Origin of the sequence: Frankia sp. CgMI4, from assembly GCF_001756285.1 — a bacterium.
In the GTDB taxonomy this organism is placed as follows: domain Bacteria; phylum Actinomycetota; class Actinomycetes; order Frankiales; family Frankiaceae; genus Frankia; species Frankia casuarinae.
In genome coordinates, this window is the sequence record NZ_MAQZ01000097.1 from 1 (window position 1) to 21,841 (window position 21,841).

General features: G+C 69.3%; 21 protein-coding genes, 1 tRNA gene and 3 pseudogenes. 13 read left to right on the forward strand and 12 right to left on the reverse strand.

Annotated features, from left to right (window positions below; all coding sequences use genetic code 11):
- The 5 genes and pseudogenes from Manayef4_RS25430 to Manayef4_RS17325 form a co-directional block, all read left to right on the forward strand.
- Positions 1-315: pseudogene (locus Manayef4_RS25430) on the forward strand (hypothetical protein); the annotation flags it as partial.
- Between the two features lie 869 nt (positions 316-1,184).
- The gene (locus Manayef4_RS17310; RefSeq protein WP_043591673.1) at positions 1,185-1,502 is read left to right on the forward strand and encodes a hypothetical protein; all 318 of its coding nucleotides are present in this window, start codon (positions 1,185-1,187) and stop codon (positions 1,500-1,502) included.
- A gap of 438 nt (positions 1,503-1,940) precedes the next feature.
- Positions 1,941-2,198, forward strand: a complete 258-nt coding sequence (locus Manayef4_RS17315; RefSeq protein WP_139140119.1) for a hypothetical protein — start codon at positions 1,941-1,943, stop codon at positions 2,196-2,198.
- Positions 2,198-2,623 (forward strand): PIN domain-containing protein, encoded by a 426-nt coding sequence (locus Manayef4_RS17320; protein ID WP_254665708.1) that lies wholly within the window; start codon positions 2,198-2,200, stop codon positions 2,621-2,623. Before Manayef4_RS17315 ends, Manayef4_RS17320 begins: the two co-directional genes overlap by 1 nt.
- Before the next feature lie 58 nt (positions 2,624-2,681).
- On the forward strand, positions 2,682-3,203 hold the full coding sequence (locus Manayef4_RS17325; protein WP_083282524.1) for an SAM-dependent methyltransferase: 522 nt from the start codon (positions 2,682-2,684) through the stop codon (positions 3,201-3,203).
- Positions 3,204-3,380: 177 nt separating this feature from the next.
- On the opposite strand, the gene Manayef4_RS17330 is transcribed toward Manayef4_RS17325, so the two are convergent.
- Together Manayef4_RS17330 and Manayef4_RS17335 are read right to left on the reverse strand one after the other, a co-directional pair.
- Positions 3,381-3,890 (reverse strand): ester cyclase, encoded by a 510-nt coding sequence (locus Manayef4_RS17330; RefSeq protein WP_023840033.1) that lies wholly within the window; start codon positions 3,888-3,890, stop codon positions 3,381-3,383.
- A gap of 280 nt (positions 3,891-4,170) precedes the next feature.
- Positions 4,171-5,013, reverse strand: a complete 843-nt coding sequence (locus Manayef4_RS17335; RefSeq protein ID WP_070132275.1) for an alpha/beta hydrolase — start codon at positions 5,011-5,013, stop codon at positions 4,171-4,173.
- Between the two features lie 76 nt (positions 5,014-5,089).
- Between Manayef4_RS17335 and Manayef4_RS17340 the strand changes: the two genes are divergently transcribed.
- Entirely contained in the window at positions 5,090-5,965 is an 876-nt protein-coding gene (locus tag Manayef4_RS17340) for a helix-turn-helix transcriptional regulator (protein ID WP_139140120.1), read from the forward strand.
- A gap of 171 nt (positions 5,966-6,136) precedes the next feature.
- On the opposite strand, the gene Manayef4_RS17345 is transcribed toward Manayef4_RS17340, so the two are convergent.
- A complete protein-coding gene (locus Manayef4_RS17345; protein WP_070132277.1) occupies positions 6,137-7,846 on the reverse strand; it encodes an AMP-binding protein in 1,710 nt (569 codons plus the stop codon).
- A gap of 202 nt (positions 7,847-8,048) precedes the next feature.
- Between Manayef4_RS17345 and Manayef4_RS17350 the strand changes: the two genes are divergently transcribed.
- Positions 8,049-8,927: a LuxR C-terminal-related transcriptional regulator gene (locus Manayef4_RS17350; RefSeq protein ID WP_070132278.1), complete on the forward strand. Its 879-nt coding sequence runs from the start codon at positions 8,049-8,051 to the stop codon at positions 8,925-8,927.
- A gap of 248 nt (positions 8,928-9,175) precedes the next feature.
- On the opposite strand, the gene Manayef4_RS17355 is transcribed toward Manayef4_RS17350, so the two are convergent.
- Positions 9,176-9,802, reverse strand: a complete 627-nt coding sequence (locus Manayef4_RS17355; protein ID WP_070132279.1) for a transposase — start codon at positions 9,800-9,802, stop codon at positions 9,176-9,178.
- Positions 9,803-10,188: 386 nt separating this feature from the next.
- Between Manayef4_RS17355 and Manayef4_RS24395 the strand changes: the two genes are divergently transcribed.
- On the forward strand, positions 10,189-10,380 hold the full coding sequence (locus Manayef4_RS24395) for a hypothetical protein (RefSeq protein WP_023840040.1): 192 nt from the start codon (positions 10,189-10,191) through the stop codon (positions 10,378-10,380).
- 208 nt (positions 10,381-10,588) lie between these two features.
- Here the strand turns inward: Manayef4_RS24395 and Manayef4_RS17365 are convergent, their stop codons facing one another.
- The 3 genes from Manayef4_RS17365 to Manayef4_RS24400 form a co-directional block, all read right to left on the reverse strand.
- Positions 10,589-11,044, reverse strand: coding sequence for a hypothetical protein (locus Manayef4_RS17365; protein WP_139140123.1), 456 nt, complete (start codon positions 11,042-11,044; stop codon positions 10,589-10,591).
- A 136-nt stretch (positions 11,045-11,180) separates the two neighbouring features.
- A tRNA-Ala gene (locus Manayef4_RS17370) sits at positions 11,181-11,257 on the reverse strand.
- Between the two features lie 82 nt (positions 11,258-11,339).
- The gene (locus Manayef4_RS24400) at positions 11,340-11,816 is read right to left on the reverse strand and encodes a hypothetical protein (protein ID WP_175443411.1); all 477 of its coding nucleotides are present in this window, start codon (positions 11,814-11,816) and stop codon (positions 11,340-11,342) included.
- 977 nt (positions 11,817-12,793) lie between these two features.
- On the opposite strand from Manayef4_RS24400, the gene Manayef4_RS17380 reads away from it, so the two are divergent.
- Together Manayef4_RS17380 and Manayef4_RS17385 are read left to right on the forward strand one after the other, a co-directional pair.
- The gene (locus Manayef4_RS17380) at positions 12,794-14,122 is read left to right on the forward strand and encodes a phosphoribosyltransferase family protein (RefSeq protein ID WP_023840043.1); all 1,329 of its coding nucleotides are present in this window, start codon (positions 12,794-12,796) and stop codon (positions 14,120-14,122) included.
- Between the two features lie 15 nt (positions 14,123-14,137).
- Positions 14,138-14,371: pseudogene (locus Manayef4_RS17385) on the forward strand (DUF1918 domain-containing protein); the annotation flags it as partial.
- Positions 14,372-14,381: 10 nt separating this feature from the next.
- Here the strand turns inward: Manayef4_RS17385 and Manayef4_RS17390 are convergent.
- The 3 genes from Manayef4_RS17390 to Manayef4_RS17400 all read right to left on the reverse strand — a co-directional run bounded on the left by Manayef4_RS17390 (position 14,382) and on the right by Manayef4_RS17400 (position 16,575).
- A complete protein-coding gene (locus Manayef4_RS17390) occupies positions 14,382-15,125 on the reverse strand; it encodes an ATP-binding cassette domain-containing protein (RefSeq protein ID WP_023840045.1) in 744 nt (247 codons plus the stop codon).
- Positions 15,122-15,958, reverse strand: coding sequence for an ABC transporter permease (locus Manayef4_RS17395; RefSeq protein ID WP_023840046.1), 837 nt, complete (start codon positions 15,956-15,958; stop codon positions 15,122-15,124). The genes Manayef4_RS17390 and Manayef4_RS17395 overlap by 4 nt, the downstream gene beginning before the upstream one ends.
- Before the next feature lie 209 nt (positions 15,959-16,167).
- Positions 16,168-16,575, reverse strand: coding sequence for a TOBE domain-containing protein (locus Manayef4_RS17400; protein WP_011438358.1), 408 nt, complete (start codon positions 16,573-16,575; stop codon positions 16,168-16,170).
- 254 nt (positions 16,576-16,829) lie between these two features.
- Between Manayef4_RS17400 and Manayef4_RS17405 the strand changes: the two genes are divergently transcribed.
- Both Manayef4_RS17405 and Manayef4_RS17410 read left to right on the forward strand, forming a co-directional pair.
- Positions 16,830-17,315 (forward strand): NUDIX domain-containing protein, encoded by a 486-nt coding sequence (locus Manayef4_RS17405; protein WP_070132285.1) that lies wholly within the window; start codon positions 16,830-16,832, stop codon positions 17,313-17,315.
- A gap of 284 nt (positions 17,316-17,599) precedes the next feature.
- Entirely contained in the window at positions 17,600-18,166 is a 567-nt protein-coding gene (locus Manayef4_RS17410; RefSeq protein ID WP_349257451.1) for a hypothetical protein, read from the forward strand.
- 27 nt (positions 18,167-18,193) lie between these two features.
- Here Manayef4_RS17410 and Manayef4_RS17415 read toward each other — a convergent pair whose 3' ends face one another.
- Positions 18,194-20,395, reverse strand: a complete 2,202-nt coding sequence (locus tag Manayef4_RS17415; protein ID WP_070132286.1) for a hypothetical protein — start codon at positions 20,393-20,395, stop codon at positions 18,194-18,196.
- A gap of 236 nt (positions 20,396-20,631) precedes the next feature.
- Positions 20,632-21,390, reverse strand: a complete 759-nt coding sequence (locus Manayef4_RS17420; RefSeq protein ID WP_254665709.1) for a TetR/AcrR family transcriptional regulator — start codon at positions 21,388-21,390, stop codon at positions 20,632-20,634.
- Positions 21,391-21,633: 243 nt separating this feature from the next.
- Between Manayef4_RS17420 and Manayef4_RS17425 the strand changes: the two are divergent.
- Positions 21,634-21,841 (forward strand): annotated as a pseudogene (locus Manayef4_RS17425) (MFS transporter); the annotation flags it as partial.

The following is a 21,841-nucleotide window of genomic DNA, read 5'->3' on the forward strand; positions in this document are numbered from 1 at the left end:
CCCTATTTGTGTGAACTGGAGCATTGGCCGGATACGTCCGCGCGGCGAAGGCTCACCCCGCAGATTCTCGCGCTGCTGGCGACCGCGTACGGCACTGACGTTCACCGGCTGGTGGACGCCTCCGACCGCGTGCGGATGCGGCCGGCTGACCGGCTGGTGATCGACGCCATGACGTGCGTGCGCCAACCGGCCACCTGCCCCCGCTGCCGCCGCCGGGAACCCATCGCGACGCCCCGGATGCCGAGGGCGCGGCCGGACGCGCTGGCGTCGTCCGGGCGCCTCGCTGTGTCGGCATACCCCCTGCCGATCGGGTAGCCGTACCGGTCGCCGTGCCGATCTCCTGTTTGAGTGGCTACCCGGCAGAGCGCCGCTGGCGCAGGCCACCGGTTCCGCTGGGGTTGCCCAAGGCCAGCCCGACTCGTACCCCTACAGGTCACGTGTTCACATCTGGACGGCCATGGCCCCGGCCGCTGGGCATCCGTGGACCCGCAGACGCCCGTAGGTCCGCTACATTTTGTTTTGTCAGAATTGTCCGACTTCCCGCCGGTCCGCCCACCGGACCCCCTATCGGCCCGCCCACCGGACCACCCGTAAAGACGGGTGGGTCTGCGATGCCGTACTGGCGCAGGTCACAGCCCCTTCCACACCCACCCAAGCACTCCGCGACTGAAATACCCAACGGGTACTGTTCAAAGTTTAAGAGCGGGCCGCGGATGCGTGATGTGGTCCCTTTCCGTGCCGTTCTCCGGTAGCGACGACAGCTCGCGCGCTTTACGGCGAGCGACAACCGTAGCTGTCGGACCTTCCTGACAGCGGCGTCTGGCGTGGACGCCAGCAGGCCCGCAGGGAACCCCTCTTTGCTGTGATCTCGCTCACAGACGCGAGGRCGCTTTGAGATGAAATGCCCCAATTGCCGGATGTCCCAACCGATGCCCCGTCCGCGGCCCCAACGGAGGCCCCAACGGTGTACCCGCTTAGTGGGTACACCCGGGATGGCGCATCAGCGCAGCTCAGCGGGCATCTGACCCGTACCCAAGTGGGCCAAGACTTTAATGCCTCTACTGGCATCCTATCTAATCATGGTCCCGGGCGGGGGCGGCGGGCGTAACGTGCGCACTTGGCGAAAGCGGATAGTGCGGTTAGCGTTTATTCACCGAATTCCCCCGCCCGTTCTGTGAGGTGCCGTGGTCGATCCGTCCCGTCTCCGCCGTCCTGCCTCCGCCGACTCGCACGACAAGCCAGCGCAGACAGGCGACGGGCCGCCCCAGACCGATACGGCGGACACCGACAGGGACGACGCCACGGCGGTGCCGGGCGCCGGCGGACCGACGCTCCGCTCGACGGCCAGCACCCGGGACGCCCACGATGCCGAGTCGGACAGCGATGACGCCGACGCGGTAGCGCGCTGGATGGCCGAAACGCTCGCCGAGGCCCCGCCCGTCCCGCCAGCCGTCGCCGCCCTCATCGCGGGCGTGCTCGTCCGGCGACCACCCGCCGCCTAACCTCCCGAGCAAGGGACCGCCGTCGCCTACGCGCCCAGAACACCGCCATGCGCGCCCATCGGCGCTCACGGCCGACATGCGAGTACGACTTGCCATGTGTAACCAAGGGGTGGTACCGATCGTATCGGCGTAGATTCGGGCGTCTCACCAGCATCTTTAGGTAGCCGGGCCCGGCCTTTGGTCCGTACCCGAGTTGCACACGTCGCGCGGCTCGGACGCAGTGCGCCGGCCACCGCACTGCCAGAGCCTCGTCGACGAGGCGGAACAGCACCGGCGCGTGGCGCGGCAGCGCGGCGGTCACCGCTCGGGCGACCTTCTCGAGCGGACGGGCATGACCCCACAGCAACGCCCGCAGGAACGTCCCGACGCGTCGGCAGGGACGGCGCATCCGTCCCGACGACGCGCTACCGCCCCGTCCGAGCGGGCTACGCTGGCACCATGACAACCGCGCCGCATGTGGCCGATGTGCACCGGATGGTGGATCGGCTTGCGCCTACCCAGGTGGAGGCGCTCTATGYGATCTTGGGTGGCATGCTCGGCTCGCGTCCGGCCACGGAGTCAGCACGGCAGGTTGACGACAGCGCAGCCACACCGGGGCGCCGCTTGTCGTTCATCGGGATCATGGATGGTGAACGCGATCTGGCTGAACGTTCATCTCGAATCCTTCACGAGGAGCTAGGCGAGCCAGACCGGTGATGGTTATCGACACCGGTGTACTCGTCGCTGCCATCAACAAGCGGGACAAGTTCCATGAATCGTGTGCCCACCTCCTCGTGGCGGCCGCCGAGCCCCTGGTAGTTCCCGCGATGGTCATCACCGAGGTTTGTTACCTGCTTGCGCGCCGGGGGCACGGAACGCCGCAACTGGCCGCCACGTTCTTGGAGTCACTGGCGGCCGGAGAGCTTGACGTGGAGGCGCCGACAGCCGCGGACCTCGACCGCGCTGCCCAACTGGTGCGGCGCTATRCCGATCTTCCGCTCGACGCAGTCGACGCCGCGGTAGTCGCTACAGCGGAACGCCTGGGCACACCCAAGGTCGCGACGGTCGACCGCAAGGACTTCCAGATCGTCGTTCCCAGCCACTGCGGCGCCTTTGAGCTTCTGCCTACGACCCTCGGCTGACTTCCACGCACCAGGACGAAGCGATCTCCACTGGCACGCATAAGAGCGCTAGGACCGGATGCCGGACGCCATGTGCAGCCCAGGGGTGATGCCCATCGTGTTGGTGCACGCCCGAGCAMTGCTCGCCAGTACCCCCGAGGGCCGGGCCGCCTATCTCGACGCCGACTTCCGCAACCCGGAGGGGATCCTGGAGCCCGAGCAACTGCGGGAAACTCTCGACCTGGGCCGGCCTATGGCGGTCAGTCTGATCGCGATCGTGCAGTTCATCACTGATGACGCGATCGTTCAGGATATCATCGACCGGCTCATGCGCCCGCTGCCGGCGGGGAGCATCCTGGCGCTGTCGACCGCCACGGCCGACAGCGCGCCCGAGGAAGCTCGCGCCGGGGAGGCCRCATACAACGCCAACGGCATTCCGCTGATCGCGCGCGATAAAAGCACGGTCGAGCGTTTCTTTGACGGGCTGGAACTGCTTGACCCCGGAGTAGTGCTCGTCCACCACTGGCATCCCGACGAGGAGGCGGCTGCGCTGGACGATGCCCACGTGTACATGTATGGCGGAATCGCCCGGAAACCGTAGCCCGCGCGCCTCGCCGTCCATGACACTGTGGATATGCGAGATCTCGCCCGGCCGGTAGGTGGTCAGCCGCCAGGGCGCGCCTGCGCGTTTTGTTGTCCTCGGCGGCCTTCCCTGCCTGTGCAGGACAGGGCAACGCCGCCGCCCGTTACGACGGCGCGCCCTGTCCATGGATGTGGGTTATGCGATGGTTGCGCGGATGGGTTCGCGGTCGGTCAGGCCAACTCCGCCGCGGGGGGCGTCGGCCTCCCCCTTCATCTGGCGGAAGATCGAGTCGTTGTCCCAGTACGCGCGTTCGGCGATGAGCTTGCCGGGGTTGTCGTCGCTGAAGAGGTAGAGTGCGGCGATTTCGAAGCGAACCACATGGTTCTGTGGAGTGATACCGGCGAACTCGCTCCGATGCGTTCCGGTGACAGTCACCTCTCGCCAGGAATAGCCGGGGAGGTCGTATTCTCCGGTGACGGTGATGACGAAGTCTGGTAAGGCGACAGTGAGCGCCTCGTAGAAGTCTTGCACGCCCCGGATGCCTTCGTAATGGGTGCTCATGGGGACGACATCGTAGAAGGAACGCTCGTCACGCACGAAGGTGTCGTAGACCTTCTCCCACTCCTTGGCGTTCTCCTGGCGAATGTGCTCCTCGATGGTCGCACGTTGCAGAGCAATCCGCTCCTCGACGGTAATAGTGATCATGGTATTGATTTCCTTTCTGATTGGTGTTTACTTTTCCATCTTGGTTTCTAACGGCCGTCCGTCTCCAGTGCGAAGAAGACCCACGAAGAAGACCATGAAGACGGCCACGAAGACGTCCTGAGTKAAAGCGTCGACCGGGTGCGGGYAGGTGCGGAACCGGTCGAATAAATGCCGTTCTTCAGAATGCGGACCCGCGTTCACCGGTGGGCCCTTATCTTCGCCCAGCTTCGGTACGGCACGGCGTCCGTCACCATGCCGAATAATCGGGTGGATGCTGCGGTCAGCGCACGGCAGCAGTGGCAGATGAAAGGGTGYCGACGAACTCGGTGAGTTCGGTGTCGAAGCGTGTGGGGTTCTCCACGAACGGTATGTGCCCCACGCCGGGGTACGCGGTCACGGTCGCCGCGGCAATGATGGTGTCCAACTCGGCGAAGGCGGCCGGGATGATGACGGTGTCGTCGCTGCCGTAGATGATCCGGGTGGGGATGGTCAGTTCGGCGAGCACCTCATCGCCGTCGTCGACGCGCCCGAGGATCGCGGCCCGTACCCGCGGCGGTACCGCGAGGACGGCGCCGAGCAGTCGTTCGCGGGTGGCCTGATCCCAGTCCCCGGCGCGCAGTAGATCGACGAACGCGCCCGCAGCGGGAACCGCCTCGCCGAGGTCGGTCGAGGTCAGTCCACCGGCTGTCGCGAGAAAGTCCGGTCCCAACAGCGCCAGGGCGTCCGCGCTACCGATCTTGCGCAACGGGGACACCAACACCAGTCCGGACAGACCGGACTGTCCGTAGGTGCGTAGAAAGTCGGTAGCCACCAGACCGCCGTAGGACCACGCCACCAGAACCACCGGCCCCGGTCCGGYGAGCGAGATAACCGCCGCGAGGTCCTCGGCCCACGTGCGGCTGAGCGCGTAGGTGTCGTCCTCGGGTACATCCGAGCGGCCATGCCCACGAAGGTCGGGCGCCAGGATGCGGAACGAATTCTGGATCCGCGCAACGAGCGGGTCCCACACGCCCGCGTTCAGCGACAGGCCGTGGACCAGCACGACGGTGGGCGCCTTTTCCGGGCTGTGCTCGAGGACTCGTAGTCGTGCCCCCGCAGCCCCGGTAACGATATGCTCTTTCATGGATTTCACCTTGGACTAGAATGTGACCGACACCACTACAATGATTGTCGTGAAGGTCCGCCTCAATGCCACTTAGGTGGCATTGAAAATCTTGGCGGCGAGTGATATGGTGATTCGTTCGGAAGTGGCGTCTCTCCGGGCGGGTAACGTCGCGCTGGACGCATGTTTGCTGGAGGCCGTCGTGGAGCTGGAAGCTGCGGACTACCGCCGCACTCTCGCGGTGATCAACGACTGTGTCGGTGCGACCGAGTCACCGTCCTTCCGTAGCGTCGTCCTCGACGCGTTCTCGGCGCACCTTGGCTACGAGCACCTCACCTTCTCCCTCGGCCGCCACCCGTCATTGCAGCTGGAATTGAGCGAGCCCCGCACTCGTGGCATCCTTCCCGAGCTCATGGCACGCTACCTGGAYAGGTATGCCGGTCAAGATGTCTTCGCGCACAAGTTCGCTCGTCAACTGATGCAGGAATACGGCCAGGCCGTGCTCCCGCAACTGGCAGAGATGGCCCTCGGCAACGACAGATGCGGAGAATTCCTCGAGGATTTCTTGCCGCAAAACGACATCAGTGACAAGATCCTCGTCTGGCTGGATACCTCGCTGCCCGTTCACGGTTACATCGGAGTCGTCGCGACGGGCGGGCGCACCTTCGATCATAGAGATCACGAACTCCTGCGGGGACTTCGGCCGACGTTGTCGTACCTGCTGCGCAGCCACCTCGAACATCAGGTCGCGCCGGCGGGAATAGTCTTGTCGATCCGCGAGCACGAAATCGCCCGCTACGTTGCCGATGGATGGCCCAACAGATTGATCGCTCGGGAGCTCGGGATCTCGGAGTGGACCGTCAAACGTCACATCACCCATGTGCTCGCCAAGYGCGGCGTGCGGTCACGCACCGAGCTGGCCATCATGTGGCAGTCCGGCAGACGCGGAACCGACGCCGCGGAGCTCCTCTGACCGATCTGACCAGATATCGGAAGCCCAGGTCATGCTTGCGGGCGCCCTCATTCGCCCCTCATAACCGAGTCGCCTGAGCGCCACCGGGCTCACCGCTGCCGAACTGGACGACCCCCGGAACGGGACGCGCACTCCAGCGCGCCCCGTCCACGGCCCGCGGTGTCTGGTCGATCAGTCGGCCTTACGGCTGGTCAGCCTGGGAAAGTCGGTGTCGCGGTACTCCATGCTGAGGCGGGTGCCCGCGGCTTCGCTCTCCCTGCTGCGCAGCTCGACGCGCCGGATCTTGCCGGAGATCGTTTTGGGTAGGTCGTAGAACTCCAGCCGCCGGACGCGCAGGTAGGGGGCAAGGTTTTCGCGGGCGTGACGGAGGATCGCCTCCGCTGTCTCGCGGTTCGGCTCCCATCCCGGAGCAAGTGCGATGTAGGCCTTCGGCACGGCCAGGCGTACCTCGTCGGGTGCGGGCACGACGGCTGCCTCAAGCACAGCCGGGTGTTCGACGAGGACGCTTTCCAGTTCGAAGGGGGACACCTTGTAGTCCGAGGCCTTGAACACGTCGTCGGTACGGCCGATGTAGGTGAGGTAGCCGTCCTCGTCGAGGGATGCGACGTCACCGGTGTGGTAGTAGCCGCCGGCCAGTACTTCCGCGTTGCGTTCGGGGCCGCCACGGTAACTGGTCATTAGCGCGAGCGGGTGCGCGGCCAGATCGAGGCACAGCTCTCCCTCAGTGCTGGAGCGCTGGCCGCTCACCGGGTCGACCAGGACCGTGGGCACGCCCGGCAGCGGACGGCCCATCGACCCCGGCTTGACGCCGGCGCCAGGTGAGTTGCCGACCTGGGCGGTCGTCTCGGTTTGGCCGAACCCGTCGCGCAGGGTCAGGCCCCAGTGGGCGCGGACCTGGTCGATGACCTCCGGATTGAGGGGTTCACCGGCCGACAGCACCTCGCGCAGCGCGCCGGGCCCGCCGGAAAGATCGACCTTGATGAGCATGCGCCACACGGTCGGCGGCGCGCACATCGTGGTTACGCCAGCCCGGCGGAGCTGCGCCAGCAGCTTGGCGGGGTCGAACGTGCCGTAGTYGTAGACGAAGATCGTTGCTTCGGCGATCCACGGCACGAAAAACGAGCTCCACGCGTGCTTTGCCCAGCCAGGGGAACTGATGTTGAGATGCACGTCACCGGGTTGCACCCCGGTCCAGTACAGGGTGGACAGRTGCCCGACCGGATAGGACACCTGGCTGTGCTCGACGAGTTTGGGCCGRCTGGTGGTTCCGGAGGTGAAGTAGAACAGCAGCGGATCGGTGGGGGCGGTACGGGATTCGAACCGGTGCACCYCGGTGACGCCGTCGGCCTCGGTGTAGGGGCGCCAGCCGGCGGCCTCGCCACCTACAATGACACCGTTCAGGTTTTTCAGCTTGACCTTCACCGCGTCGGCGGCATTGGCGATCACGCAGGTGGCGCCGCCGCGTTCGATCCGGTCGGCGAGGTCCGTCGGACCGATCGCGGTAGTGGTGGGTATGATTACCGCGCCCAGCTTCATGAGCGCCAGCATCGACTCCCAGAGCTCCACCTGGTTGCCGAGCATGAGGATCACCGGATCGCCCTTGCCGATGCCTAACCCGGCAAGCCAGGTCGCTACCCGGTCCGAGCGACGGGCCATCTCGTCATAGGTGCACCGACGTTCCGAACCATCCTMTTCCACGATCCACAGCGCCACCCGGTCGTTGTTCCGGGCGATTGGGTCAAACCAGTCGATGGCCCAGTTGAACTGGCCTTCGAACCGTGGCCAGCGGAACTCCTCCAGCGCCTTGCCGTAGTCCGTGCGCAAGTTGATCAGAAGATCGCGGGCAGTGCGGTAGGTCTCGGTCGCGGCAGTCGACGTCATCGGCAAACTCCTTCCAACACCGCACAGAGTCGTGCCGAGCCACCCCCGCCGGCCACCCCCGAAAGTTGGTAGCAGGCGGGGATGGCCACGGGGTGGTAACGGGGGTAGCCACGTGATGGTCGCGTGATGGCCACGGGGATGGCCGGTCGACGGCTCGCCTCGGCCGGGTTACTGTGACGTGCACAACATGGCGGTGTGCGCAATGAGGACGGACGCGATGAGTGACACCCGATTACTTCGTCCAGACGACCGCGCGGCCTTGCGGGCCGAACTGCGCACCATCATCCGGCAGGGCGGAGTCCCGGTGGCATTCGCCGGTGAGGTGGGTGGCAACCGCTTGCGCCTGACGGAGTTCCTGGGCACTCGCACCACCGGYCTGCACAATCTGGAGGTCTGTCCCGGCACGGGACTGGGCGGCCGGGTGATCCTGCAGGGCCGCCCGGTCGGGGTGACCGACTACGCCAGCGCGCGGAGTATCACGCATGACTACGACCGGCCCGTCCTCCGCGAAGGTCTCGCCTCGTTACTTGCGGTTCCCGTTCACGCTGGTGGCCGTTGCCGTGCCGTCCTCTACGGCGCGGTGCGCCAGCCCGCCGCGTTGGGCGACCGGATACGGGACGAGATCGTTGCTGCGGGCCGGCGGCTCGTCCACKAGCTCACCATCCGAGACGAAGTCGATCATCGGTTGGCGATGGCCGAGTCGCTCGCGGCCGTCAGACAGCTCGAGCCCGCGCACGCCGCCACGCTCGAGGAACTTCGTTCGGTGCACTCCGAACTGAGGGCCATCGCGGGAGCCATGTCCGATTCGGCGCTCCAGCGCAGGATCTACGCGGCCGCACAACGTCTCGTCGCCGTCGGCGAGAGCGGGCCGGGAAAGAATTCCAAGGTACGCCTGTCCACCCGTGAGACCGATGTCCTCGCCCAGGTCGCGCTTGGCTGCACCAATGCCGAGGTCGCAAACCGGCTTTCGCTCTCCCGCGAAACGGTCAAGGCATACCTGCAATCCGCCATGCGGAAACTGGACGCGGGCACACGCTACGAAGCCGTCGTCCGCGCCCGCAAGGCGATGCTGATCCCCTGAAATTACCCTGACTTCGCCCGGCGGGGACTTCCGCCCACGGAGAGCCGTGCCCGGTCTTCGTCGCTGAGCTGTTCGGGGCTCTCGTGGGCGTCGTGATGCGCCGAGAACCGCGTCGAGGGTCGGGCCGCCAAGTCGTAAGCATTCACCTGGTTTAGGGATCTTGCTGTAGGTGGCGGTTCGTGGGCGTGGCTGTGGGCCGTGCAGGCGGGGCCGGCGCGGCGGGATCGGTGGGATCGGTGGGGTGCCCGTCAGGTGGGGGCGACGGCGGGTGGTGGCATCCAGGGGGTGCCGCGGAACGCGAGCCGTAGGGCGTGCAGGGCGGAGACGCTGTGTTTGCGGGTGGTGGACAGGTAGCTGGCGATCTGGAGGCGGCAGGCGGTCACGGCCGCGGAGGTGAGCCGTCCGGAGATCTTCTGCTGGGTCTTGAACGGCCGTAGGTCGCCTTCGGACTGGTTGTTCGTCGGCCACACGTCGAGGTCGAAGACGAACCGGAGCATGTCGTCTTGGCGGTCGCGCAGGCACTCGAGTAGGCAGCGGCCGACCGGCTGCTTCGCGCCCTTCTCGGCCGCGGGGACATCCCTGAGCCCGACGCGGACCGCGCCGCGGTACTCGGCGACCAGCGGGTCGCGCAGCGCGGCGGGGACCTCGGCCAGCACGGCCGCGCGGGCGAGGTTGGCCTGGTGGACCAGGCCCCGCAACGCCTGCTGGAGCTGGACCGGCCACACCGCCTCCGGGTAGGTCTCGACGGCGTCCTGGAGGTCACGCAGCAGATGGCTGACACAGAGTTGGTGCAGGAAACCGACGAACTCCTCGGCGTCGTAGAGGGCGTAACGGTCGTGGACGACGACCCCGAGCATCCGGCCGAGCAGGAACACCCAGAAACTCGCCTTGTCGCGCCGCCCAGCATGAACAGCGTGAACAGCAGCGTCGACGCGGACAGCACGTAGCGCTTCTCGCCCTTCGGCCCGACCTTCAGCGGGGTCTCGTCGAACCCGACGACCTTCTCCGCAGCGATCCGCTGTTCKATCGCGTCGACCGGCTCGGCGACCACGTCCGCGCCCAGGGCCAGCAGCGAGCGCAGCCAGCCCGCCGAGACCTCCCCCCCACACAGCTCGGCGATCGCCTCCCTGGCCCGCTCGACCGGCAGGTGCTGGCGGACCAGGAAGTACAGCGCGAGCGCACGCAACTCCGGCCCGTAAGACACCGGCGCCCCGGACACCCCGCCGGGCCGGGCGGCTTCCGCCCCGGGATCGCGTCGTCCGTGGACGGCGACAACGACGAGTTCCGCGAGTTCCGCGACACCTTCCGCTCCAGGTCAGCGACCTTCGCCGTCAGCTTCGCGATCTCCCTGGCCTGTGTCGCCACCGTCGCCCGCAACTCGGCGATCAACTCCGCCTGCGCGCGGACGAGGGCGATCAACCCCTCCCTACCCGCCATACCTAGCCTAGGCTGACGATGACCTCTGTCTCACATCATCTTGGCAGGTAGGGTGGGGAGGCTGTGTCGCTTCCGGCCGGAGTTCTACGACTGGCGGGGTCAAAGRCAAGCATGGCGACGAGTTCGCTTACTACGTCTGCGGTGGCCGTCATCAGGGCAGAAAGTGCAGCTTGCCGTATCTGCCCGCCCATCACGTGGAAGACAACGTTGTCCGTGGCTGGCCCCTATGGGTGCGGATGCACGAGGTTGACGCCGAAGCGGCAGAGGTCGCCCTCCAAGACAAGTTGAACCTTGGGAGCGCGGACCGCGCGGAGACCCGGCAACGGGCTGCCCGCCAGATGAAGGTCTTGGATGACCAACGGCGCAAGCTTGTCCAGATGGCCTATGCCGACRCCATCCCACTCGACCTCCTGAAGACGGAGCAAGACCGCATCGGCCGGGAGCAGCTGGCCGCCCAGCGGGCTCTTGCCCAAGCCGAAACCGAGCACGAAGACATCTCCGAGACCTTCCGTCAGGCCGTCACCCTGATGCRCCTGGGCCCTGCGATCTACCAGCAGGCCACCCCGGAGATCCGGCGGATGTTGAACCGGGCCTTTTTGGTGCGCATTGAACTTGATGTAAAAGAGACCGGCACGATGCTGGCCCAGCCCTGGGCATCCATGGAACGTGTGGTACGTCACACACGGGAGTTGCGGCTCGCGGATATGGCCGACGTGACATGTATCACAGAAGGGTCGGGACTGGGCCCATCCGAGGGCCCAGAAACGACGGACCCCGGCCATGAAGATCATGACCGGGGTTCGAGTATGAATCCTTTGGTGGAGGTGAGGGGACTCGAACCCCTGVCCTCCTCCGTGCGAGGGAGGCGCTCTACCAGGCTGAGCTACACCCCCTGGAAGCATCTGAAGCTTACAGGACCGCGTAGCCCATGTGACGACCACCCGGTTCGGATGGACCGCCACCTCCGGCCGGCCGTCAGCTGATGCTGATGCCCTCCTTGCCCCGAGCCCTCGATCGGGCGGCCGGCACGGCGACCTCCCGGGTGAGATCTGGCTGGATGCGCTCCGACAGGGCGAGGTCCGACAGGGCGAGGCCGGACCTCGCGACGGTGGCCATCAACCGGTCGAACAGGGGGGCCGCGGCGGCTGGCCGGAGCAGCCCCGCCTCATGGCCGCACCATCCCCACACCCGAGCGCCGTCGATGACGAGCTCCTGGTCCGRCTCGGTGCCTCGGGGGAAGGCCAGCCGGGCGTCGGTCGGAACATCCGGCGTGCCGAGCGGGTGGTGCGTCCACAGCTGCAGGGACTCCTCCGGGCACCACGCCTTGTCGCGGACGGCTATCTGCCATACCGCCCGTCCGGGCCGGTACAGGGCGAGCCGGATCGCCGTTCCCCGGCAACGGAACAGCAGACCGACCCCGTCGGGACGAACACCTCGTACCTCGACGGGCACCGGGGAGYTCCCCGARCAGACGAGGTATCCCTCGCTCCGCAACCGGGCCATCCACGACTCGAAGGTCACAGCGAACGCTGCCTTCCTGATAGTTCTCGATAGCTACACAGTGATTACGTGATGATTACGCAGTAGTTGCGCTGGTCTGGGAAGCCCCATCGGGGGATCGGCCGGTCGGGACCGGACCAGCCGCCAGGGCCGGATCAGCCCGGCTGGCCCTGGCGGCGCGGCCACAGGTGACCGGGGCGGGCAGCGGGCTGGCGTGTGACGGGAGAAGACGGAGACGGCGCGACCTGGCTCATCCGGCGGAGCGCACAGCTCAGCCGGTTATCCGGGGAGCGCACACGGAGCACTCCGGTGAACGAACCGGCCGGGGCAGGACGGGAGTCCGGGAATACGGATGATCGATAGCTGCTCCCACCGGGAGCAAAAAGATCATCCGTTCAGGTCTGGCGCCGAGCTCCGAGGCCCCTCGCGCCCAGAACGGTCCCAGAATTACAGGACCGATGTGCTCGTCGCGCGTGCGGCGAGGCTCAGTGGACGCGAGGGCTGGGACAACACCGACAGCGCCCTGGACAACAGACCTCTCGCCACGCCCAGTGAGGGGTGGAGCCGGGCTGCCAACGGAGCGTCACATCTTTATTATGCACGGCAGCCCGGCCGGGCGTCGGAGCGCAAGTGGCCGCCGGAGATCGGCTCAGGCCCATGCGGACACGGTGATTCCGGCTGTCCGGAGTGCCTTGACGATCTTCACGCCGCACGCCGCACGCCGCGAACCGCACGCCGCGAACCACGCGCCACGCGCCACGCGCCACGCGCCGCACGCCGCACGCCGTGTATCGCTCGTCTCGGGGCAGGTGCCCCGAGACGGTGTGGGTCGGTATCCCGGCGACTACCGGGGAACGACAACCACAGGACGATGTCCGGTCCGGACGGCGAGCACGAGGAGTCCGCCCGGCCGGCACGAGGAGGTTGTCGTGATCTTCGATAATCGGGAGGAGGCCGGCCGGCAGCTCGGGCAGCGGCTGGCGCATCTACGCGGCCGTGATGTCGTTGTCGCCGGGCTGCCCCGCGGGGGCATTCCCGTCGCGTTCGAGGTGGCGCGGGCGCTGGAGGCCCCGCTGGACGTCATCCTCGTCCGCAAGCTCGGTGTCCCCTTCCAGCCTGAGCTCGCGATGGGGGCCATCGCCGAGGGTGGGGTGCGGGTCGTCAACGAGGAGGCCCGGCGGCTGGCCAACGTGGGGCCGGACGAGTTCGCCGCGGTTCAGGCGCGCGAGTTGGTGGAGCTTGATCGTCGGGCCCGGCGGTTCCGGAACGGCCGGCCAAGGATCCCGCTCGCCGGGCGGACGGTGGTCGTGGTGGACGACGGGATCGCGACCGGCTCGACGGCCTCTGCCGCGTGCCAGGTCGTGCGGGCCCAGGGAGCCACCCACGTGGTGCTGGCGACCCCCGTTGCCCCCCGTGACCGGATCGGCTGGCTGCGCCGGCAGGCAGACGAGGTGGTCTGCGTCCAGACGCCCGACGCCTTCTTCGGTATCGGCGAGTTCTACGCGGACTTCTCCCAGACACCGGACGAGGAGGTCGTCGACCTGCTGCGCCGGGCCGCGCTGACGATGCCGGTCGGCGGCGCGGTAGCCGACCCGTCCGGCGGCGACGTCGAGGTCGACATCCCCGTCGGTCGAGTGCGGCTCGCTGGTCGGATCACCGTGCCCGACCCGTCCCGGGGAGTGGTCGTCTTCGCCCACGGCAGCGGCAGCAGTCGGCACAGCCCACGTAACCAGTTCGTGGCCCGCGACCTCAGTGCCGCGGGGCTCGCGACCCTGCTGTTCGACCTGCTCACCCCGGACGAGGAGCGTGACCGGGCGAACGTGTTCGACATCAGGCTGCTTGCCCGGCGGCTGATCGATGTGACCGGTTGGCTGCGCGGCCAACCGGTCACGGCTACCCTCCCCATTGGTTACTTCGGCGCCAGCACCGGCGCCGCCGCGGCGCTGCGGGCCGCCGCGGAAGGGGGGTTCCCCGTCGCGGCCGTCGTGTCGCGGGGCGGCCGACCGGACCTGGCCGCGGCGCAGCTGACCGCGGTACGCGCCCCGACGTTGCTCATCGTCGGTGCGCGGGACGATCTGGTCCTCGAGCTGAACCGGCAGGCCCAGGCCCGACTGCTGGGCTGCGAGAACCGGCTGGCGATCGTCCCGGGCGCCACGCACCTGTTCGCCGAGCCGGGTGCCCTGGAGCAGGCGGCCGCGCTCGCGCGTGACTGGTTCGTCGATCACCTGGCGTTGGCCGGCCATCCCGGTCGCGCCTGACCGGGTACTGACCTGCCCTCCGCGCGACGCCGGGCGATGCGTGCCCACCCGGGCGACACTCTGGTGGTCCACCGTCACACCACCCGGCAGCCGGATCGACTCGGCGAGATCTTCGAGGTGCGCTCGGTGGCGGGGGATCCGCCGTTTGCGGTCCGCTGGTCCGRCACGGGGCACGTCAGCTTCGTCTACCCGGGTCCGGATGCCGAGATCCGTCACYGCGACGAGGAGGCATGCGGCGGGGCCGGCTGAGCGGACCGGATCAGGCCTGGTCGACGACCCGCCCCGCATCGAGGGCGAGGATGCGGTCGGCGAGAACCTCGGCGTCCGTGGGATCGTGCGTGACGATGAGCACCGGAGCCGCCAGCGTCGGTAGCACATTATGCAGGAAGGACCTGACCTCGCGGCGGGTCGCGGTGTCGAGCGCGGCGAGCGGTTCGTCGAGCAGCAGCAGTCCGGGCCCTGATGCCAGCGCCCGCGCGAGCGCCACCCGTTGCCCCTGGCCGCCGGACAGGGCRTCCGGTCGCCGGTCGCCGAGATGGCCGATCCCGAACCGTTCCAGCCAGGTGTCCGCGGACGCCCGGGCGTGCCGCCGGCCCTGACCGAGGCGGGCCCGCAGGCCGAAGGCGATGTTGTCGCGGGCCCGCAGGTGTGGGAACAGCAGGTAGTCCTGGAAGACCATGCCGACCGGCCGCTGTTCGGACGGGACGAAGCGGTGCTCGGCCGGGTCGTCGAGAACCTCGCCGGCGAGGGTGATCCGACCCTCGTCGAGCGGKAGGAGACCGGCCAGGGCCCGCAGCAGCGTGCTCTTGCCCGCCCCGCTGCGGCCGAGGACGGCGACCGTCTCCCCCCGTGCCACGCTGACCTCGACGTCGAGCACGAACTGGCCCCGTCGCACCGTCATCAGCGCGCTGAGCCCGCCTGACGCCGGATCCAGGCCGGGGGCGGAGGGCGCCGCCCGCGCCGAATCTCCGGTGACGGTGTTCACGGGACGCCCTGTGTTCACGGGATGCTCCGCTCGAGCGCATCGGGGGCGCCGTCACGCGTTCCCCGGTTGCGTAAAATTCGCCGGGTGCCGGGGAACCACCGGCCCCGCAGCGCCACCAGAACCCCGACGCAGACCGCGAGCAGTACGAGTGACAGCGCGATGGCGGTGTCCGAGTCCGTCTCCAGCGCCAGGTAGACCGCGAGCGGCGTGGTCCGGGTGGTCCCGGGGAAGTTGCCGGCGAACGTGATCGTGGCCCCGAACTCGCCGAGGGCGCGGGCCCAGCACAGCGCCGCGCCGGCGGCCACCGCCGGCGCCGTCATCGGCATGGTGACTCGGCGAAACGTCATCCACGGCCCGGCGCCGAGGGTGGCGGCGGCGTCCTCGAACCGCCGATCGGCGCTGTTCAGCGCGCCCTCGACGGACACGACGAGGAACGGCATGGCCACGAAGGTCTGCGCGATCACCACGCCGACGCTGGTGAACGGGATGGTGATGCCGAACCAGCCATCGAGGTACTGGCCGACGATGCCGCGCCGACCCAGTACCAGAAGTAGGGCCACGCCGCCGACCACTGGCGGCAGCACGAGCGGGAGGGTGACCAGGGCACGCAGCAGAGACCGGCCGGGAAAACGCGTGCGGGCCAGCAGCCAGGCCAGGGGGACACCGAACAGCAGCGACAGCACGGTCGTGGCGGTGGCCGTCTCCACCGACAGGAGGAGGGCCTGCCGGACCGCGATCTCGGTGAGCAGATCGGGCAGGGCGGACCAGGGAGCGCGGACGAGCAGGCCGACGAGCGGCAGGAGCAGGAACAGGCCAGCGATCCCGGCCGGCACCAGCAGCGCCCAGGACATCCGGCGGCGCGTTTCCCGGCGAACCGTGCGGCGTGGATGTCCGCCGGTCCGCGGGTCACCCAGCCGGGGTGCCCGATCGCGCGGGCCGAACCGGCCGCGCGGGCCGAACCGGCCGCGCGGGCCGACGGCCCGTTGCTCCGGCTGACCCCCTCGAAGGAGCGAACCGCCGCGGGTCGACACGGCGGGCAGGCCCTTCTCGCTGATCGGGGTCAACGACGCTCGGGAAGCTCGATGACGACGTTGGTCGACTTCACCGCGCCGACCGCGAGGACGCCGGCTTCCAGCCCGAGTTCGTCGGCGGCCTCCCGGCTCATGAGCGAGACCAGGCGATGCGGGCCGGCCTGGATCTCGACCTGGGCCATCACCGTGTCGCGCACCACGCGGGTGATAATCCCGGGGAAGCGGTTACGCGCGGATTCGGCGACGACCGGCGTCTGGGCGGCGGTCTGCTCGGTCGCCAGATCCTTGGCGAATCCGGCCAGGGTGCCGCCTTCGATCGCCCGGCGGCCGGCGTCGTCCAGGACGGTTGGCAGTCGGCCGCTGTCCGCCCACCGGCGGATGGTGTCGTCGCTGACACCGAGCAGCGCGGCGGCCTCGCTGATCCGGAATCTCGGCATGGGGTGATCGTACCCGCATCTTCGGGGGAGCTGCGACGCATGATCCGAAATTACGGAGAAATCACAGAGAAATATCCGCTCCTGCGGGTCGGGCGGCGAGGTGGTCGGATTGACGGGACCGTGTCCTCGACCGACCCGATGTCGGCCGGATGACCGGTTGGCGCATCACGATCCGGTCCGGCGGGGCAYGATGCGGAGGTTGCCCTTCTCGGCCCGACTCGCCCCCTGCCCGACTCGCCACTCCTGGAGCACCCGTGACACCGCTCGCTTCCAAACCGACCGCCACCACGTCCTACGGTGACCCGGTCGCCGGCCCCGTGCGGATCAACGCGCGCGCGCTGCTCGTGGCGGGTGATCGGGTGCTGCTCGCCAACGAGCGTGGCCAGAAGTCGTTCCACTTGCCGGGAGGCCGGGTTGAGCCGGGGGAGACCGTGCAGGCGGCGCTGCGCCGGCTGCTGAACGAGCAGGCCGGTATCGAACTGGACTACCTGACGTTCGTGGGCGGCATCGAGAGCATCTCGATCGAACGCGGTGGGCGGACGGGGGTGCTCGACGTCGTCTTCGCCGCTGACCGGTCGTGGGGCGCCGACTTCGGGAGCAGGCTGAATGATCTCGACATCGTCTCGGTGTYCCTTGGGAGCCTGCTCGACCTGGAACTAAGGCCCGCCGACCTGCGCCGACTGGTCCCCGCCTGGCTCACTAACACCCGTCCGGCCTGGTACGGGTCGGCCAGCCGCTGACCGTAGGCGCGCATCCTCACCTTCGCACGGTTGACCTCATCTCGACTTCAGGTTCTAGCGTTCCACGCCCGCACGCCCGCACGCCCGCACGCCCGCACGCCCGCACGCCTGCGGGTCGGAATGCGGTCGGATGCAGGAGCCAGGCGACCCCCGCCACAGCCCCGTGACAGGCCCGATCCGGTGACGAACCGCCCTGGCCCCGGATCCCCTTGGGTACATTCGCCCGGTGTTCTCTCGACGCCGACCCTGGCCGTCGCGGTCCGCATCGGGCGCTGCATCGCGCGATGGTCACCGCTGTTTCCGTCGTCACCGCCGGACGGGGTGACAACGGCATGGTCGTCATCGGGGTGACGGGTCACCGCGGGCTCTCCGGCGGGCAAGCCGAATACACGGCCGGCGAGATGYGCCGGGTGCTGGCGCCTCTCGCCGCGGCCGGGTTGACCGGGATCAGCTGCCTGGCCGAGGGAGCAGACACCATCTTCGCCGACGTGGTCCTCGAACTTGGGGGCCGGCTCATCGTCATGATACCCGCGGCCGGTTACCGGGACTTTCAACCCGCTACGCATCGGCGCAACTACGACCGGCTGCTCGGCCGCGCCACCGAGATACGCAGCCAGGACCGGGCGAAGCCCGATCTGCCCAGCCTGATGTCGGCGAGCCGCCTTCTGGTCGACGCATCCGACCGGGTTCTCGCGGTGTGGGACGGTCTGCCGGCGCGTGGCTTCGGGGGGACGGCGGACGTCGTCTCCTACGCGCGCTGGCGACGCAAACCCCTCCAGATCATCTGGCCCGACGGTGCCGTACGGGCGGGGGCGACCTCCGTCGCCGGCTCGGGCGAACGACAGCGGTAACCGGCGGAGGTCGCCGCGGGGCCTGGGCTACCGCGGGGCCAACGTCACGACGTCCACCTGCACCGGGGCGAGACTCCTCCTGGCCGGAGCCGTCGTGGCCGGTGGCCGGGTCGTTGCCGGCCGGGTCGTTGCCGGCCGGGTCGTTGCCGGCCGGGTCGTTGCCGGCCGGGTCGTTGCCGGCCGGGTCGGGGGCTTGGTCGCCGTGGACGTCACGGAAGCTGCGCTGGCGGTCGTTGCCGCGCGGGTGGTCCGGCCACCGGTGGCCGGGGTGCCGGTGGTCGGGGTGCGGGTGGTCGGGGTCCTGGCCTCGATCGGCCCGGCGGCCACTCCTGCCGCCGCTGCGGACGGCCTGGTCGGCACCGGCGGGGCGGCGGCGAGAACGGGCGGTGCCTGGTGCGCAGGCGGGGAGGCCGCCGACGCCGGGCCGCCGGAGGAGCGCCCGGGCGGCGCGGACCTGCCACCCGCCGCGAGGCGCAGGGTGTTCAGAGCGAAGTCCTCCGCCGCCAGGTCGTTCTGCTGTTCCTCTTCGGTCGGGCCGAGGACGGATCCGCCGCCGGGGGCGCTGGGCCCACCTGAGCCGGGTTCGTCCACGGCGAGCTCCTCCGTGGCGGGGCTGCCTGACGCGGCGGGCCGGGGGGCGGCTGGTGTCCGCACGGGCGGGCGGCCCTCGCGGGATCCGGACCGGCCGCTGCTCGGAGTGTCCACGGTGCCRCCGTCGTCCGGCTGTGACTCGTGCAACGGAGCACGCGCACCCGTGGTCACGTCGTCGGGCGAGGAGTTGAGCCCCGCAGCGGTGGCTGCGGCGGCCACAGCGGCCACCGCGGCCACCGCGAATGCGGCGACCGGGCGCATCCGGGACCGGCGAGCACGAACGAGCGGGTCCGCCGGCAGGCGTTCCACCCGTGGCTCGGCCGCCCGCCTCGCTGATGTGGATCTCACCGATGCCGCTCGCCCGGAGTCCGCTCGCCCGGAATCCGGACGCGGGGAGGCCTCCCGGCGCTCCGGCGGTGGCAGTGTCGGGGTCGGGGGCAGTGTCGGGGTCGGTGGCAGTGTCGGGGGCGGCGGCAGTGTCGGGAGCGGCGGCAGCGCCCGGGCGGCCATCGGGTCCGGGACACTCCCGGTGGGGCTCGGTGCCCGCCGACCGGTGCTGTGCCGCCCGCCCGTGGCCGTCCTGAGGGGAGCCTTTCCGGGGGGAGCCGTCCGGGTCGGTGGTCGAGGATCGGTAGGCTCAGGCCGCGGATCCGCGCCTGTCGTCGCGGCGCCCGCCCGCCCGCCGTGAGCCGTGGCGGCCTGTCGGCCACGGCCCCACGCCGCTCGGGTCGACCGCGGCTTCGATCCGGCGAGCAGCGCCAGCAGTTCGGTGGTATCGGGCAGAGAGGCCCCATCGGCCTGTCGCACACGGGCGAGCGCTCGCCGCACCCCCTCGCCGATGGGAGCCGTGTGCTCCGACCGGTCGGCGCGGCGTCGTCCGGCCCGGGCCGCGGGTTCGACAGACCCGCTGGGCTTTCCCGTCGCGGCCAGATCGACGATCCCGGCCCACGCGACGATGTCAGCGGCGGGGCCCTCCCAGCCACCCGCCGCGGGACCGTAGCCATAGCCGGGCACATAGCCGGGGCTGCTGGGGGGAGGCCACAGGTGGCCGGAGCGCCCGGCGACGATGTGCGGCGTCCCGGGCGCCGTCCCGCCGGCCGAGCCGGCCGCGGGGGACAGCAGCAGTGGCCGCAGGGCCGCCGCGACACCCAGGTCTACCAGCCGCGGCCCGGTAACGGAGAGCACGACATCCGTTGCCGTCAGGTCGCCGAGTGCGCCGACCGTGCGGTGCGCCGCATCGATGGTCTCCAACAGGGTCCGGGCAAGGCGGTCGATCTCGTCCGAGGACAGCGGTCCGCGTTCGGTGAGCTCGCGGGCCAGGGTCGGGCCCCCGACGAACTCCGTGACCATGTAGGGCCGCTCGGCGGCGGGCGCGGCGTCGAGCACGCCGCAGGTGTGTGCCCCGGCCAGCACGCGAGCGCGGTCGATCGCCGCCGCGAACCGGGCCCGCATGTCCGCGCGCAGGGCGTCGCCCGGGTGCAGCGCGCGGACCGCGACCTGCGCGCCTCCGACCGCACGGCTCAGATAGACGATGCCGGTGATGCCGGCGTCCAGCCGACCGAGCAGCTGGTAGGGCCCGAGTGAGGTGGGCTCGCCAACGGCGAGCGGCGCGACGTGACGAGGTAGCCGAGCGGTCATGGTGATAATGCCCCGAATGCGGCTCGTGGACGGTCAGCGGCGTTTATTCTCTCCGACGGTAGCTACTCCAGTCGTGTCCGTGAAGACCGCTACGCCTCCTTCTTCGCCCTTCTTCGCATCCGCAGCGAATTCGGCATCCGCCGTGACGTCGGCGGGCACGGGGCACGAGCGCAGTGATCATCGTCGGCGGAACATCGCCCGGCTGTTCCCCGGTCGGCTACGTCCCGGCCGACCGATCATTGGTCGGTTGGCGGCTCCGGCGCGTACGCGACGGCGATCCCGTCGAGAAGCCATTTCAGCGCCTGCTCGAAGYGCGGCGCCGTGTATCCGCAGCCGAGGGCGGCGATGGCGCGCAGCCGTGGGTACTCCTTCTCGGCGGTCTGTGCGTCCTCGGCGCTCTGCGCGCGGTTGAGGACCTGGGCGTCAAGGACCTGGACGGAGAAAACCGGTTGCGCCGTCGGGACACCGGGGCGATTCTGGGCGTCGGCCGCCGGAGGCCGTCGGCGGTCGAAATCCTCTCGGTCGCCGAGTTCGCGCAGCGTGCAGCCGACCACCAGATCATTAAGCGAGYGGATGATGCGCAGCTGGTCCTGCGGATCATCGGTGATCTTCGAGGCGACGGTCAGGCACTGCTCGATGTGCCGCAGCTTGTTGGGACCGAAACCCCGGCGGATGCCGATCCGAAGGGCCCAGGGATGTTCCTGGAAGGACCGCCTCGCGCGCCGGGCGATCTGGGTGAGGCCGTCCCGCCAGTCCTCGGGAATCTCGTCCAGCAGATGCCCGGCCAGGAACGCGTCCCACATCAGGCCGGTCAGTTCGTCCTTGTCCCGGACGTGGTGGTAAAGCGTCATCGTCCCGACGCCCAGATGTGCGGCGATCCGCCGCATCGACACCGCCGCGAGCCCCTCCGCGTCGGCGATCTCCATCGCGGCCAGGGCCAGCCGTTCACCGCTCAGGGGCGTCCGGCATCCCGGTGGGGTGGACACCCGTGCCATCGGCTTCCCCGGGGGYCGCCCCGGGGCCGCACTCGGCGGCGCCGCCATCGCCACTCACCTCCTGGCAGGACGCCTCCTGGCAGGAGGCACGGGCTGCCATTTTGGCGTTGGTACATCGTACGGCGTAGGGTTGGCCCAGCGTTCGTACGGTGTACGAAGGCTGGAGCTGTACGAAGGCTGGAGCTTGGAGGTATTCGGGTGAGGGCAGATTCGGACGAGGGTGGTTCGGGTGAGGGTGGTGCCGTGGTCGGCAGGACCGCCGGTACCGGGGCGGGCGCCTCGCCGGAAGGTGGCRCACCGCCGGGCCGGCGGATTCMGGGCTGGGCCGTGCTGGCCGTCTGCTGCCTGGCCCAGTTCATGGTCGTTCTGGACATTTCGATCGTGAACGTCGCGCTGCCGTCGATGCAGACCGATCTCGGGATGACGGCGAGCGGCCTGCAGTGGGTGGTCA